This window comes from Maritimimonas rapanae, assembly GCF_057837205.1.
Genome location: NZ_JBYQFI010000002.1, coordinates 364,556 through 379,057 on the forward strand (window position 1 = coordinate 364,556; position 14,502 = coordinate 379,057).

The following is a 14,502-nucleotide window of genomic DNA, read 5'->3' on the forward strand; positions in this document are numbered from 1 at the left end:
TGACTGGAAAAAACAAAAAAGGTTTAATTAAAACATGAAATGTTACATTCCTTTTTGGGTTCTTTTAGAAGTATAAACCTCTGATATTGTAGGGTTATCGTGCTTATTTTCAATTAAAATAAGCTCATCGTTAACCTTAACATTTCCTGTTTCTAAAATTTTAAAGTAAATACCACTTTTCGTGGAATTCCAGAAATCTTTGATAATTTTTGGGTTATTGAATCTAATTCCGAGTTTATAACAAGGTTGGCGTGGTTTAGTTACTTCAATTTTAGCTTCGCCCAATTGATAAATTGACCCAACGTGAATTTTTGTCTCATCTAAATTAGAAAAGGTGATATTTTCGCCAAACATTCCATAATTCCAGTCTTGATTAGTATACAATCCCATCCAATACTCATAATGCTGTTCACCATAGCCATAAACAGCTTGATCTATACCTCCATGATGTACTCTATCTACAACATTGTCTCCTTTTACATCTTCTCGATCTAGAAATATAGGATGATCAACAGAATATTTATAAATCCCTGTCTCTATTATTTTCTTTCTCCACTGTACCTGTTTTTTTTCTCCGACATTTACAGAAATAACTTTCATAACTTAAACCTACTTAGTACATCAGCTATTTTTCGATCATTAGAAAGTCTTGGCACCTTATTTTGTCCTCCTAATTTTCCTTGAGATTTCATATAAGCTTGAAATCCATCTTTCTGAATTCTAGTGATTTGTAATGGATTTAATACATTTCCTTCAATAAGATCAAAATAATAGGAATTCTGCTCTTGCAAAGATTTATCAATAAAATCTGCAAATTTTTCTAAATCTTCTGGTGCTTTATCAAATTCTATAAACCACTCATGATAAGGTAGTCCTTTTTCAGGATTAATTTGAGGAGCGACTGTAAATTCATTCACTGAAATATCTGTGCCTTTTATTGACTCATTTAAGGCTTGCTCTACTTCTTTACCTATAACGTGCTCCCCAAAAGCCGAAATGAAGTGCTTAATACGACCCGTTACAATAATTCTATGTGGTTTTAATGAAGTAAATTCTATAGTGTCACCAATATTATATGCCCATAAACCCGCATTTGTAGAAATGATCATTACATAATTTACTCCCAACTCAACTTCAGAAACGGTAATTCTAGTTGGGTTATCATCAAAAAACTCATCTGCTTTAATAAATTCATAGAAAATACCATTCTTAAGTAACAATAGCATTCCTTTCTCATCTTGTTTATCTTGAAAAGCAAAAAAACCTTCTGAAGCAGGATAAAATTCTATTGAATCTACCTTTTTACCTATTAGGTTTTCAAATTTATTTCGATAGGGTTCATAATTAACCCCTCCGTAAACGAACAAATTAAAATTCGGAAAGATCTCTGTGATCTTTTTACCCGTTTTAGTCATTAATTTTTCAAAATACATCTGCACCCAAGATGGTATTCCACTAATAAGTGTCATATCTTCAGCTAATGTTTCCTCTACTATAGCATCTACTTTGGTTTCCCAATCTTCAATACAATTGGTCTTCCAGCTTGGCATACGGTTATTTTGTAAATAACTAGGAACGTAATGTGCTACAATGCCTGATAAACGACCTGTTTTAATACCTTTTGTCTCATCAATTATTGGGCTCCCTTGTAAAAAGATCAATTTTCCATCTATAAAGTCTGCATTACCTGTTTCTGCTATATACATTAACAAGGCATTTCGGGCTGCTTTTACATGAAATGGCATAGAAGCCTTTGTAATCGGTATATATTTTGCTCCTGAAGTAGTTCCAGAGGTTTTAGCAAAGTAAAGTGGCTTTCCTTTCCAAAGGATGTTTTCTTTTCCTTCTAAAATTTGCTCAACATAAGGTTTCAAAGCTTCATAATCACGAATGGGAACTCTTTTTCTATAGTCTTGATAGGTTTTTATATTTTGAAAATCGTGATCTTTACCAAAAGTTGTTTCTTTTGCTTGCCTAATTAACTTTTTAAAAACTTTTTCTTGTGTTTTTTCTGGATTAACTGCCCATTTATAGATGCGCTTTTGAACACGCTTAGCTATTGGCTTCGCAAAAATAGATTTTACCTTCATAGACTATTCGAAATCTATATAATTAGTTGGATTTACTGGGTAACCATCATTCCAAAGCTCAAAATGTAAATGTGGACCAGTAGTTAAGGTGCCTGTGGAGCCAGCATTCGCAATTACTTCACCAGACTTTACCAAATCGCCTTGCTCTTTATGTAGAGTAGCATTGTGCTTGTATACTGTAATAAAGTTCTTAGCATGTTCTAAAATGATCACAAAACCTGTATCTGCTGTAAATCCTGTAAAAATAACTGTTCCGTCTGCAGCAGCTTTAACAGGAGCATCTTTTGTTACCGCAACATCTACTGCATAATGTTTTTCTTTTGGGTTATAAATGTCTGTAATTTGACCTTTTATCGGGGTAAAAAAGACTAAATCTGCTTTTTTGGTAGCTTTTTCGAATAAACTATAGCGATCTTCTCGCTCTATCTCTTGCCTAAAGATTGAATCTTCAATTGATGGCTGTAAATTCGCATCCTCTATACGTAGTTGTTCAATAATTGAGTCTTTATCGATATTTACATCTTTTATTTTTCCTGTTAAAACTTCACGAATATTATCTATATAAATATCATTAACTGCAAGTTGCTGTTCTAAAGAATCAACCTTATAAACTAAGTCTGTTGCTTGTTTTTTTAATTTTGAAGAAGAATAACCAGGAATATATTCCCGTAAAGGTGTAAAAGCTATTAAAACTGCCGTTACCCCTACTAACAAAATGGCAATAATACCAGTTAATACAAATACATTTAACCGATTTAATTTAAAGGAAAAGCGTTCTTCAAAAGTATCTTCATTTAATACCACCAAACGGTATTTATTGGTCAGTTTTTCTTTGAATTTGCTCTTATTTTGTTTCTTTTTTGCCATTTTGAAGGAAAACAAATATACAACGGATATTTGAGTTTAGAAGTATGGAAAAATTGCTATAAAAAAGTTAATTTTTATAAAAATTCATCTCATCTATATATTGCCAAACATTGCATGGCAACAAAGCTCTAATATTCTTCTTTTCTTTAATCGCTTTGCGGATGAATGTAGAAGAAACTTCCATTATTGGAGCATCAACTTTGTGAACTTTAGGATTTTCGTCAAACTGGGTTTGAGTCACGCGATCTTTATAAATTCTAGGGTATACATAAATGTTATGATGTTTTAAAATAACCTCATAATTTTTCCATTTATGAAAAGATTTAAGATTGTCTTCGCCCATAATTAGATTGAATTTGCACTCAGGGTATTTTTCGGTAATATGTGCTAATGTGTTTACAGTATAATTTGGTTGGGGTAGTTTAAATTCAATATTAGAAGTCTTTAATTTAGGGTAATCTTCTACTGCAATTTGTGCTAATTGATATCGATGATTATCATCTAATAACGAAGATTTCTTTTTAAAAGGGCTATGTGGGGTGACTACAAACCAAACCTCATCGAGATTAGAAAACTCAACCATATGGTTTGCAATAGCCATATGACCTACATGAATTGGGTTAAATGTACCGAAATACAAGCCTATATTCATTTTTCCTTTTTTTTTACTTCTACAAAATCAGCAACAAGCTCCTCTGCCTCTTTTAAAGCCACATCAAGATCATAATTTTTTATTACTACATCAAACTGTGGCGCAGTAGCCATCTCTATTGAAGCTTTAGCCACACGCATATTGATCTTATCATCGCTTTCTGTGCTGCGCTTTTTTAATCGAATTTTTAATTCATCTACGCTAGGGGGTTTTACAAATACCGCCAAAGTTTCTTCAGGAAACTTTTTCTTTATACGTAATCCACCAACAACATCAATATCGAAAATTACATGCTTACCTAAGGTCCAAATGCGCTCTACTTCAGATTTTAATGTACCGTAAAAATTATCACGATAGACCTCTTCCCACTCTAAAAATTCATCGTTTTTGATCTTATTTTTAAATTCTCGCACAGAAATAAAATAATAATCTTTTCCATCCTTTTCTTTGTCTCTTTTTTCACGAGAAGTTGCTGAAATTGAAAACTCAAGATTTAAATGCTTTTGTTCTAGTAAATGCCGTACAATAGTTGTCTTTCCTGAGCCTGAAGGTGCCGAAAAAACGATTAATTTTCCTTTATTTTTATCCAAATTCTTATCAGATTTCATTTTTTTCTAAAAATACTAAATGGTATCCTATAAAAAGTAGCATAAAGATTGTTGGTTGCTGATAATCAACCTTTTAATTTAACTTAAATACTAAATAGTATGTTTTTAACTCCTATAAAATCAACAAAATTTAGCTGATTTAATCTTATAAAACGTTTAATAATTGCTCCTTTATCTTTTCTAGCTCATCCTTCATTTGTACAACTATCTTTTGCATTGGTGCATAATTAGATTTTGACCCAGTGGTATTAATTTCGCGACCAATTTCTTGAGAAATAAATCCTAATTTTTTACCATTAGAGGTTTGCCCATTTAATTCTTCTAAAAAATAGTCCAAGTGATTTTTTAAACGAACTTTCTCTTCAGTTATGTCTAGTTTTTCCAAATAATAAATCAATTCTTGTTCAAACCGATTTTGATCTATATCTTCTTTAAGTTCATCTACTGCCTTTTTTAGCTTTTCTCGCACATAATCTAGACGTTCTTTATCTAATTCTACTACTTCAATAGATAACCGTTGAATTGACTGTATTCTATCCTTAAAATCTTGTTCTAATGCTTTCCCTTCATCCTTTCTATAAGTAACTATTTTTTGAATAGTTTCTCTTATACCTTTTTCTATAGCTTTCCACTCTTTCTCATCTAATTCTTCTCGTTCAGTTTTTAACGAATCTGGTAACCGCATAGCAATTTCAAGTGTGCTTTCTGGTGAAGTTTCTGCTATATTTCTTAGTTGATCTATATAACTGTTTACCACCTCCCTATTAATCTTAGTAGTTGTCTCTTCACCTGTTACCTCAATAAAAATAGAGCTCTCCACCTTACCCCTAACCAAGTGCTTCGACAAAATTTTGCGAATTTCTAGCTCTTTTTCTTTATAAATGGCTGGAATACGAACGTTTAAATCGAGGTTTTTACTATTGAGCGATTTTACCTCAATAGTCACTTTTTTTTGAGGAAGTTGTACTATGGTTTTACCATAGCCTGTCATAGATTGAATCATAGATTTCTATAAAAATTACGCAAAGTTAACACTTTATAACTAGACCTTAGTTGTGCTATTTGCATTGCTCTTTGTAACTAAATATACACCTAAAAAGATTAATATAGCTGCTATAATTTTAACACTATTTAATTTATCTGTGTCTGTAATTAAAGCATAACTAGAAGCAATTAACGGTTGTAAATATATAAAGGTGCTTAATGTAGTAGGTCTTAACTTAGATAAGGCAAATAAATTTAATAGATAGGCAAAAAATGTAGTAAATACTATAACGAAGGCGATATTGAAGTATATGTTTTGAGGAATTATTGTCCACTCAACTTGTTGTAATTCAAAAAACCCAAAAGGAATTACCAATATAAGCCCAAAAAGATATAACCATTTAATCAGTGTTATTGAATTATACTTTAAGGTTAACTTTTTAATAATAATTAAATACAAAGCATAAGAACTGGCATTTACAAAAATTAGAAAATTACCTATTAATGGCTTATCGCCTGGAATTAAGCTTTTACCATACATAATAATAAGTATAGCCCCAGCTAGACCAATAAGTATTCCTAAAACTTTAATTATGGTTATTTTTTCTTTTAATATAATTGCTGAAAGGATAAGTACTAAAATAGGACTCGTAACCATTATTACAGAAGCATTTATAGGGCTTGTAAGACTTAATCCCTTAAAAAACGCTAACATATTAATACAAACACCAAATAAAGCGGCGAGGAAAATTATTTTATAATCTGATTTTTCAATTTTTTGTTTAATAGTAAATAAGCTCAGAATCCAAAATAAAATTGCTGCTCCAGCTACGCGCAACAAAATAAAGCCATAAGGTTTTACATAGGTCGGCATAACTTCTTTAGCTATTGTATAATTTACTCCATAAATAATGGCTACAATAAATGCCGTAATAATAGCTATAGTTTTGCCTTTCATAGGTTTGATTAAAAGAAAAAGTGCCTGAAAATTACTCTTCAGGCAGCTTTAAAATATTTTATCTAAAGGTTATTTAGCTTCAGCATAACGTCTTTCTACTTCGTTCCAGTTAATGACATTAAAAAATGCTTGAATATAGTCTGGTCGGCGATTTTGATAGTTTAGATAATAAGCGTGTTCCCAAACATCTATACCTAAGATTGGTGTTCCGCCACAGCCAACACCTGGCATTAATGGATTGTCTTGATTTGGAGAAGAACATACCTCAACTTTACCTCCTTTATGAACACATAACCAAGCCCACCCAGAGCCAAAGCGAGTAGCAGCAGCTTGAGCAAATGCCTCTTTAAAAGCGTCAACTGAACCATATTCTGCTTCGATAGCGTCTTTTAACTCTCCTGAAAGATATCCTTTATCTTCTGGGTTCATCACTGACCAAAACAAGCTATGGTTATAAAAACCACCTCCGTTGTTTCTAACAGTTCCATTATTCATATCTAGATTAGCTAAAATATCTTCGATAGACTTTCCGTCTAGATTAGTGCCTTCTATGGCTGCATTTAATTTATTGGTATAACCAGCATGATGTTTAGAATGATGAATCTCCATAGTTCTTGCGTCTATATTCGGTTCTAAAGCATCGTAAGCGTAGCCTAATTGTGGTAATTCAAAAGCCATAATTTTTATATTTTAAGATTAAACTTCTTTTAATTTTTGCAACTCAAAGATAGAAACTTTGAGTTGAATCTATGTGTAATAAAAATAGATTATTGTTATTAGATTATTAATTTGAACTATTGAGCTTTAATTCTTTCAAACTCTTCAACAACTGCATTATGTGTTACAGGTCGTTTCTTAAAATGTTCAATAAGCTGTTGTTTTTCATCTTCAGAAGCACCTAGTTGATTTAAAATATTTTGCAGATGCATTTTCATGTGTCCTTCTTGAATTCCTGTAGTTACTAAAGCACGCAATGCTGCAAAATTTTGCGCTAATCCAGCAGCAGCTACTATTTGCATCAATTCTTTTGCGGATGGCTTTTGCAGCATTTCTAAAGACAATCGTGCTAAAGGATGTAAAGCTGTTAATCCACCTACTGTACCTAGAGCAAGTGAAATTTCAATCCAAAACTTAAATATTCCGTTATCAATAGAACAATCTGTTAAACTTTTATAATGACCATCTTTAGCCGCATAGGCATGACACCCAGCTTCTACTGCTCTAAAATCATTACCAGTTGCTAAAACTACAGCGTCAACACCATTCATAATGCCTTTGTTATGGGTAACTGCGCGATATGGTTCTACTTTAGCAATTTGAACCGCTTGATAGAATTTCTTTGCAAACTCTTGAGCATCTTCGCCTAATGCATCAATATTACAACTAACCTCAGCACGTACTAAACACTCAGGAATATAATTAGATAAAATACTCATTACAATCTCAATGTCTTCCTTTCTAAACTCACGGGCAATGGCCTCTAAGCATGAGTTTATAAAATTAGCCCCCATACTATCTTTTGTTTCAAAAGTTACATGAAGCTGATAATAGTTGTCTAATTTTGATGTTTTGTCCTTTAATTCTATATCTAAAATGCCTCCACCGCGTTTCCGCATATTTTTAGTAATCGGCTCTGTAGCTTTTAATAATTGCGCTTTCATAGAAGAAAAGTATGATTTTAGTTCATTCTTGTCCCCTTTATACATAAAATGAACCTGCCCAATCTTAGTAGTAGAAAGTACTTTCGTTTTAAATCCGCCTCTTGTGCTCCAAAACTTTGCAACTAATGAGGCAGCAGCAACAACGGAGCTTTCTTCAACCGCCATGGGTATTACGTAATCTTCTCCATTAATAATGAAATTAGGCGCTACTCCATAGGGTAAGTAAAAATTAGAAATGGTATTTTCTATAAACTCATCATGCAATTGTTGCAATTGCTCGTCTTTATTCCAGTATTTTTTAAGTGTTTTTTTGGCTTCTTCTGCTTCAGTAAAAAAAGTTTTAGCCAGCCAATTGATCTTTTCTTTCTTGGTAAATTTTGAAAATCCTGAAATGGTTTTGGTCATTAAAGAGGTCTTTTAAAAAGCAAATCAAATATACTAATTATTGAAAGTTTAAATAGTTAAAAAATGCCTGCAAATCCTATTTTGTAAGCATTTTGGGATGATTTTTGATGAAATTTCCGTAAACTTGGCAAACTTTTTCGAAATTCTCAATTTTATAATGAAAAAAATTTTACTACTGTTTTTAGCGTTTACAGCAACTCTTTCTGCACAAAAAAAGAACATTACATTAGAAGATATTTGGTCTAACGGAACCTTTAGAAGCGAATCTCTGAATTCTTTCCATTCAATGGATAAAGGTGATTTCTATACTATTTTAAATTTTGATAAAAATTCTAAAAATACAAGCTTAGATAAATATGATTATAAAACTTTAGATAAGGTTGAAACTATAGTTGATAGTAAAGACCTTGATAAAATGACTTATTTCGATAGTTATGAGTTTGATAAAAACGAAAACAAGCTTTTACTAGGTGCTGATTCAGAAAGAATCTACAGACATTCTTCTAGAGGCACATATTATGTATATGATATTGCTTCAAAAAAATTACAATTAGTCTCAAAACATAAAATACAGGAGCCTGCTTTCTCACCAGATGGCACAAAAGTCGCTTTTGTATTCGATAATAATATTTATGTAAAAAATCTAACAAACGATATAACCATTCAAGTTACTACTGATGGTAAAAAGAATTTTATTATTAATGGTATTACAGATTGGGTTTATGAAGAAGAATTTTCGTTTGTAAGAGCTTTTCAATGGAATGGAAATTCAGATAAAATAGCTTTTTTGCGTTTTGATGAGTCTGAGGTTCCAGAATTTTCAATGGATGTTTATGGTAAAGCATTGTATCCTTCACAAGAAGTATTTAAATATCCTAAAGCAGGAGAAAAAAATGCAGTTGTAACGTTACATATGTTTAATCTTAATGAAAAATCTAGCAAGCAAGTAAACTTAGGCGAATCAACTCAACATTATATACCAAGAATAAAATGGTCTAACGAGCCAAATACTTTAGCTGTTACTACTTTAAATCGACACCAGAATAACTTGAATTTGGTTTTTGTTGATGGAAATACTTTAGAATCAAGATTAGTCTTAAATGAAAAAGATGATGCATACGTAGATATTACTGATGATCTTACTTTTTTAAAAGATAATAGCTTTTTGTGGACAAGCGAAAAAGATGGTTTCAATCATATTTATCATTATGATGCATCGGGAAATTTAAAAAATCAGGTAACTAATGGTAATTGGGAAGTTTCTAATTACTATGGTTTTAACCCTAAAACGAAGCGAATTTTTTATCAATCTACAGAAGGTGGTTCTATTAATCGCGCTGTTTTTTCAATTAAATTAAATGGTAAGGATAAGAAATTATTAAGTTCTGCTAGTGGAACAAATAGTGCTGCTTTTAGTAATAGTTTCAACTACTTTGTTAATACATTTTCTAGTGCGAATACTCCAAATATTTACACTTTGAATGAAGCTAAATCGGGTAAACAATTAAAAGAAATAAAAAATAATAAAGGCCTATCTGAAAAACTAAATGACTACAAGATTGCCAAAAAAGAATTCTTCACTTTAGAAACTGAAAACGGAGATTTTAATGCTTGGACGATAAAACCTACAGATTTTGACCCTAATAAAAAGTATCCTTTATTAATGTATCAATATTCTGGTCCAGGTTCACAGTCTGTAGCCAATCGATGGGGCGGTAGTAATGATTATTGGTATCAAATGCTTGCCCAAAAAGGCTATATCATTGCTTGTGTAGATGGTCGTGGTACAGGTTTTAGAGGTAGAGATTTTAAAAAGGTTACTTATATGAATTTGGTAAAGTTGGAAACCATTGACCAAATTAATAGTGCCAAAAAATTAGGTGAATTACCATATATAGATAAAGATAGAATCGGTATTTGGGGGTGGAGTTATGGCGGCCATATGGCAACTAATGCGTTGTTAAAAGGTTCTGATGTCTTCTCTACTGCTATTGCGGTGGCACCAGTAACTTCTTGGCGCTTTTATGATACTATTTATACCGAACGTTACATGCGCACTCCTCAGGAAAACCCTAGTGGTTATGATGATAATTCTCCTTTTAACTATCCTGAATTATTAAAAGGTAATTATTTATTAATCCATGGCTCTGGCGACGATAATGTACATTTACAACACACTATGCGAATGGTTGAAGCCTTAATACAAGCTGATAAGCAATTTGATTGGGGAATTTATCCTGATAAAAATCATAGTATTTATGGCGGTAATACTAGATTACATTTGTACAAAAAAATGACTAGTTTTATTGATGAACATTTAGGTTCATCTAAAGGTCAATTAACTCAAAATAAAGAATTTAAAAATTAAACCCTTATAACTTATGTCAGCACTAGTAAAACAACCTCATCAAAGAGAACTTTTTGGGCATCCTGTAGGTCTATATGTATTATTTTTCACAGAAATGTGGGAGCGTTTTTCATACTATGGTATGCGTGCTATTTTAGTGCTGTACTTAGTAACTAAAACTACTGAACAAAATGCTGGTTTAGGTTGGTCAAACGCTGAAGCGCTAGCTCTATACGGGTGGTATACTATGTTGGTTTATGTTGCTTCTATACCTGGTGGTTGGATTGCTGACAACATCTTAGGTCAAAAAAAATCTGTAATAGTGGGTGCTATTCTTTTAGTAATTGGTCATAGTGTTTTAGCAATTGAAGAAATGTGGGCCTTTTATACTGGTCTAGGGTTTATTATTGCAGGCGTAGGCATGTTAAAACCAAATATTTCTACAATGGTCGGTGGTCTTTATAAAAAGAACGATATAAGACGCGATAAAGGTTTTACTATTTTTTATATTGGGATTAATGTTGGAGCTTTTCTATCAAGTTTAATTGTAGGCTACGTGGGTGAAGTTCATGGATGGCATTACGGTTTTGGTCTTGCTGGTATCTGTATGCTGTTTGGGTTGATTCAATTTATAGCAGGTCAAAAATATCTTAAAGGTGTAGGTGATTTTTTAGGGAAATCTGAAAATGAAGAAGAAAGAGCTTTATTAAAAAAGCCTTTGACTAAAATTGAAAAAGACAGAGTAATCGTTTTAATATTATCTTTTTTAATGGTGATTGTGTTCTTTGGAGCTTTTGAGCAAGCTGGTGGTTTAATGAATATCTACGCAAATGATAATACCAATAGAATGTTAATGGGTTGGGAAGTTCCTGCTTCTTGGTTTCAATCCCTAAATGCTTTCTTTATTATTACATTGGGTACCGCTGTAGCTGGATATTGGGCTAGAAGAAAGTTAAAAGGTAAGCAAGCATCATCATTATTTAAAATGATTATGGGTTTAATTATAATGGGTGCTGGGTTCTTATTTATGTCTGCCGCTTCAATAGAATTTCAAAATTCTGGATCTTCAGCTATGTATTGGTTAGTATTAGCTTATTTATTCCACACCATTGGTGAATTAAGTTTATCGCCAGTATCACTATCATTTGTAACAAAATTAGCTCCTGCTAAATACGCATCTCTTATGATGGGGTTATACTTTGCAACAACCGGACTAGGTAATAAAGTTGCTGGTCTGTTAGGAGAATCTGCTTCAAAATTTGGTGAGTTTTCTGTGTTTACAGGAATTGCTGTTTTCTGTATTTTATTCGGACTTTTAATTTGGGCTTTCTTTAAAAAATTAAAAGCCCTAACTCATGGAGCTGAGGATAATGAAAGAGAAATGGATAACTCAGAATTATCTGAAATAGCAAGTAATTAAATTTTCACAAAGCCTTACCTTATATTTAGTGTAAGGCTTTCTTTTTTATATAATCAAAACAACTTTTATGAATACAGATATCGAAAATTTATTTAAAGATAAAGTGCTAGGGCATCCTGCTGGATTATTTATTGTCTTTTTTACAGAAATGTGGGAACGTTTTTCGTTCTACGGAATGCGTATTTTATTAGTTCTATTCTTAACTGCTCCGTTTGTAAGTGACAATCCAGGTTGGGAATGGCCGCGAGAACATGCTCTTGCTTTAATAGGTACTTATGCTTCCTTGCTTTATCTAACTCCTATTATTGGAGGGTGGATTGCCGATAAAATTACTGGATATAGAATGGCGGTTGTTATTGGTTGTTTGATTATGACCTTAGGGCACGCATCAATGGCTTTTGAAACTCAATTCACTTTCTATTTAGGTTTAGCCCTTTTAGTAATTGGTACAGGTTTCTTTAAACCGAATATTGCGTCTATTATTTCTGAAATGTATAAAGGTAAAGAAGAGAAAAAGGATGGCGCTTATACCATCTTTTATATGGGTGTAAATGCCGGTGCATTTTTCGGGATGATGCTCTGTGGCTATTTGGCTGAAAATTTTGGTTGGGCGTATGGTTTTGGTCTTGCAGGAATTTTTATGTTAATTGGTATGCTACAATTTTGGTTAGCTGGTCCACTTTTCGGAAGCATTGGTGCTAAACCAAGTAAAAAATATGAAGTTGAATTACCTCAAAATATAAATGAAGAAGCTCCTGCCGAGCAAGAAGATGCAAAAATTGATGAAAAACTAAACCCCTTTACATTATTTGATAAAATATTAATTGCTTTATCTTCTATTGGAGGTTTATTATATCTGTTTAATGATCCTTTAGAAAAAATAGGAGGTAAGAGTTTAGCTCCATTTGAATTATGGGGTATGAACGGTTCAAATGTAATTGTACTTGGTGCTCTTGCATTATTTTTAATTTTATTAGTCACAAGGATATCGAGATACTTGCCTATAGTACGTGATCGAATTATTGCCGTGTCCATTTTTGGTGTCTTTACTGTATTTTTCTTTGCATTCTTCGAGCAATCTTTAGGTTCAATGACCTTATTTGCCAGAGATTATACAGATAGAGAATTAGTAGGCTCCTCAGGTATGATATTTAAAGTAGTAGATGCTATTTTAACTATTGGCCCTTTAGCAATTATAACATGGGTGCTATACTTGCTATTTACAAAAACTTATTCAAAAATTGGTCTTTCAAATATAGTTTTAGCTCTCGCATTTGTTGGTATTTGGGCATTGGTTTTATATCGAGTTTATGATAAATTTTCAGCTGATGCTGCTGAAATTGATGCCACTTGGTTTGGTATCTTGAATTCATTCTTTATTATAACATTAGCTCCTTTCTTTTCCCGTTGGTGGGAAAGTAAGTATAACCCTAGTGCAGCTATGAAATATGGCTTAGGGTTAATTTTACTCGGTTTGGGCTTTGCTTTTTTATCCTATGGAAGTTCAGATATTCCTCAAGGTGCAAAAACAGCTTCGGTGAGTATGATCTTTTTAATTGTGGCTTATTTACTACATACTATGGGTGAGTTATGTTTATCACCGGTAGGATTATCTTATTTAAGTAAGCTGGTGCCTGCACGTATGATAGGATTTATGTTTGGTGTTTGGTATTTAGCTATTGCTGTTGGTCAGAAAGCTGCAGGAACTATGGGAGGTATGATCGATAAAATTTCTGAACAATATTCTATGGGCACTTTTTTTTTAATCTTCACATTAATACCAATAGGTGCAGGGTTAGTGTCAATATTATTGAACCCTTTGCTTAAAAAATTAATGCACGGTGTACGTTAAATAATATACGAAACGCTCCAATCGGAGCGTTTTCTTTTTGTAATTTAGGCATGCTATTTGCGTCTTAAGAAAACATAAAAGAGATTTAATGAAGAAATTATTTGTATTAATAGCAATTGTTGGATTTTCCTTAGCAGGAACAGCGCAGGATCATAAGATTAATTGGATGACAGTTGAAGAAGCCCTTGCGGCTCAAGAAAAAGAACCAAAAAAGTTAATTATTGATATGTATACTACTTGGTGTGGTCCGTGTAAAATGCTTGATAAATACACATTTCAAAATAAAGCTGTTGCTAAATACATCAACGAAAATTATTATGCTGTAAAGTTTAATGCGGAAGGTGATGATAAGGTGAAATTTAAAGGTAATACTTTTACTAATCCTAATTATGATGCTTCTAGACGAGGCCGTAATGGAACTCATCAGCTTACAAGTTATTTTGGGGTAAATGCATTTCCTACTATATTGTTTTTAGACGAAAATGCAGATTTACTAACTCCTGTTAAAGGCTTCCATAAGCCAAAGCAATTAGAAATCTTTTTAAAAATCTTTGCCACTAACGATTATAAGTCTGTTACTTCTAAAGAACAATGGATAGACTATCAAAAAAAGTTCAAGCCTGAGTTTGAATAATTCTTATTTGCTCAAAAATATTAT

The 14,502-nt window shown here is 32.3% G+C and carries 13 protein-coding genes; 4 read left to right on the forward strand and 9 right to left on the reverse strand.

What is annotated here, in order from left to right; genetic code table 11:
- Positions 1 to 42: 42 nt before the first annotated feature.
- The 9 genes from AC3IF2_RS11740 to AC3IF2_RS11780 form a co-directional block, all read right to left on the reverse strand.
- A complete protein-coding gene (locus AC3IF2_RS11740) occupies positions 43 to 600 on the reverse strand; it encodes an MOSC domain-containing protein (protein ID WP_489167504.1) in 558 nt (185 codons plus the stop codon).
- Positions 597 to 2,090, reverse strand: a complete 1,494-nt coding sequence (locus AC3IF2_RS11745; protein WP_489167506.1) for a GH3 auxin-responsive promoter family protein — start codon at positions 2,088 to 2,090, stop codon at positions 597 to 599. Before AC3IF2_RS11745 ends, AC3IF2_RS11740 begins: the two co-directional genes overlap by 4 nt.
- Positions 2,091 to 2,093: 3 nt before the next feature.
- Positions 2,094 to 2,957, reverse strand: coding sequence for a M23 family metallopeptidase (locus AC3IF2_RS11750; protein WP_489167508.1), 864 nt, complete (start codon positions 2,955 to 2,957; stop codon positions 2,094 to 2,096).
- Positions 2,958 to 3,024: 67 nt separating this feature from the next.
- Positions 3,025 to 3,609 (reverse strand): nicotinate (nicotinamide) nucleotide adenylyltransferase, encoded by a 585-nt coding sequence (gene nadD / locus AC3IF2_RS11755; protein WP_489167510.1) that lies wholly within the window; start codon positions 3,607 to 3,609, stop codon positions 3,025 to 3,027.
- The gene (gene gmk, locus AC3IF2_RS11760; protein WP_489167512.1) at positions 3,606 to 4,217 is read right to left on the reverse strand and encodes a guanylate kinase; all 612 of its coding nucleotides are present in this window, start codon (positions 4,215 to 4,217) and stop codon (positions 3,606 to 3,608) included. Before gmk ends, nadD begins: the two co-directional genes overlap by 4 nt.
- Before the next feature lie 145 nt (positions 4,218 to 4,362).
- Positions 4,363 to 5,220 (reverse strand): YicC/YloC family endoribonuclease, encoded by an 858-nt coding sequence (locus AC3IF2_RS11765; protein WP_489167514.1) that lies wholly within the window; start codon positions 5,218 to 5,220, stop codon positions 4,363 to 4,365.
- 39 nt (positions 5,221 to 5,259) lie between these two features.
- The gene (locus tag AC3IF2_RS11770) at positions 5,260 to 6,159 is read right to left on the reverse strand and encodes a DMT family transporter (RefSeq protein ID WP_489167516.1); all 900 of its coding nucleotides are present in this window, start codon (positions 6,157 to 6,159) and stop codon (positions 5,260 to 5,262) included.
- Positions 6,160 to 6,228: 69 nt separating this feature from the next.
- A complete protein-coding gene (locus AC3IF2_RS11775) occupies positions 6,229 to 6,837 on the reverse strand; it encodes a superoxide dismutase (RefSeq protein WP_489167517.1) in 609 nt (202 codons plus the stop codon).
- 116 nt (positions 6,838 to 6,953) lie between these two features.
- Positions 6,954 to 8,225: a hydroxymethylglutaryl-CoA reductase, degradative gene (locus AC3IF2_RS11780; protein WP_489167519.1), complete on the reverse strand. Its 1,272-nt coding sequence runs from the start codon at positions 8,223 to 8,225 to the stop codon at positions 6,954 to 6,956.
- Between the two features lie 157 nt (positions 8,226 to 8,382).
- Between AC3IF2_RS11780 and AC3IF2_RS11785 the strand changes: the two genes are divergently transcribed.
- From AC3IF2_RS11785 to AC3IF2_RS11800, 4 genes are all read left to right on the forward strand, one after another.
- Positions 8,383 to 10,593: a S9 family peptidase gene (locus AC3IF2_RS11785; protein WP_489167521.1), complete on the forward strand. Its 2,211-nt coding sequence runs from the start codon at positions 8,383 to 8,385 to the stop codon at positions 10,591 to 10,593.
- 13 nt (positions 10,594 to 10,606) lie between these two features.
- Complete coding sequence (locus tag AC3IF2_RS11790; protein ID WP_489167523.1) at positions 10,607 to 11,992, forward strand: peptide MFS transporter; 1,386 nt, start codon at positions 10,607 to 10,609, stop codon at positions 11,990 to 11,992.
- A 67-nt stretch (positions 11,993 to 12,059) separates the two neighbouring features.
- Positions 12,060 to 13,844 (forward strand): peptide MFS transporter, encoded by a 1,785-nt coding sequence (locus AC3IF2_RS11795; RefSeq protein WP_489167525.1) that lies wholly within the window; start codon positions 12,060 to 12,062, stop codon positions 13,842 to 13,844.
- An 88-nt stretch (positions 13,845 to 13,932) separates the two neighbouring features.
- On the forward strand, positions 13,933 to 14,478 hold the full coding sequence (locus AC3IF2_RS11800; protein WP_489167527.1) for a thioredoxin family protein: 546 nt from the start codon (positions 13,933 to 13,935) through the stop codon (positions 14,476 to 14,478).
- Positions 14,479 to 14,502 lie beyond the last annotated feature (24 nt).

Excerpts from the sequence above, each read along its gene's own strand:
- gmk (WP_489167512.1), bottom strand. The coding sequence starts at position 4,217 with ATGAAATCTGATAAGAATTTGGATAAAAATAAAGGAAAATTAATCGTT.
- AC3IF2_RS11745 (WP_489167506.1), bottom strand. The coding sequence starts at position 2,090 with ATGAAGGTAAAATCTATTTTTGCGAAGCCAATAGCTAAGCGTGTTCAA.
- AC3IF2_RS11765 (WP_489167514.1), bottom strand. The coding sequence starts at position 5,220 with ATGATTCAATCTATGACAGGCTATGGTAAAACCATAGTACAACTTCCT.
- AC3IF2_RS11785 (WP_489167521.1), top strand. The coding sequence starts at position 8,383 with ATGAAAAAAATTTTACTACTGTTTTTAGCGTTTACAGCAACTCTTTCT.
- AC3IF2_RS11740 (WP_489167504.1), bottom strand. The coding sequence starts at position 600 with ATGAAAGTTATTTCTGTAAATGTCGGAGAAAAAAAACAGGTACAGTGG.
- AC3IF2_RS11790 (WP_489167523.1), top strand. The coding sequence starts at position 10,607 with ATGTCAGCACTAGTAAAACAACCTCATCAAAGAGAACTTTTTGGGCAT.
- AC3IF2_RS11780 (WP_489167519.1), bottom strand. The coding sequence starts at position 8,225 with ATGACCAAAACCATTTCAGGATTTTCAAAATTTACCAAGAAAGAAAAG.
- AC3IF2_RS11775 (WP_489167517.1), bottom strand. The coding sequence starts at position 6,837 with ATGGCTTTTGAATTACCACAATTAGGCTACGCTTACGATGCTTTAGAA.
- AC3IF2_RS11770 (WP_489167516.1), bottom strand. The coding sequence starts at position 6,159 with ATGAAAGGCAAAACTATAGCTATTATTACGGCATTTATTGTAGCCATT.
- AC3IF2_RS11795 (WP_489167525.1), top strand. The coding sequence starts at position 12,060 with ATGAATACAGATATCGAAAATTTATTTAAAGATAAAGTGCTAGGGCAT.
- AC3IF2_RS11750 (WP_489167508.1), bottom strand. The coding sequence starts at position 2,957 with ATGGCAAAAAAGAAACAAAATAAGAGCAAATTCAAAGAAAAACTGACC.
- nadD (WP_489167510.1), bottom strand. The coding sequence starts at position 3,609 with ATGAATATAGGCTTGTATTTCGGTACATTTAACCCAATTCATGTAGGT.
- AC3IF2_RS11800 (WP_489167527.1), top strand. The coding sequence starts at position 13,933 with ATGAAGAAATTATTTGTATTAATAGCAATTGTTGGATTTTCCTTAGCA.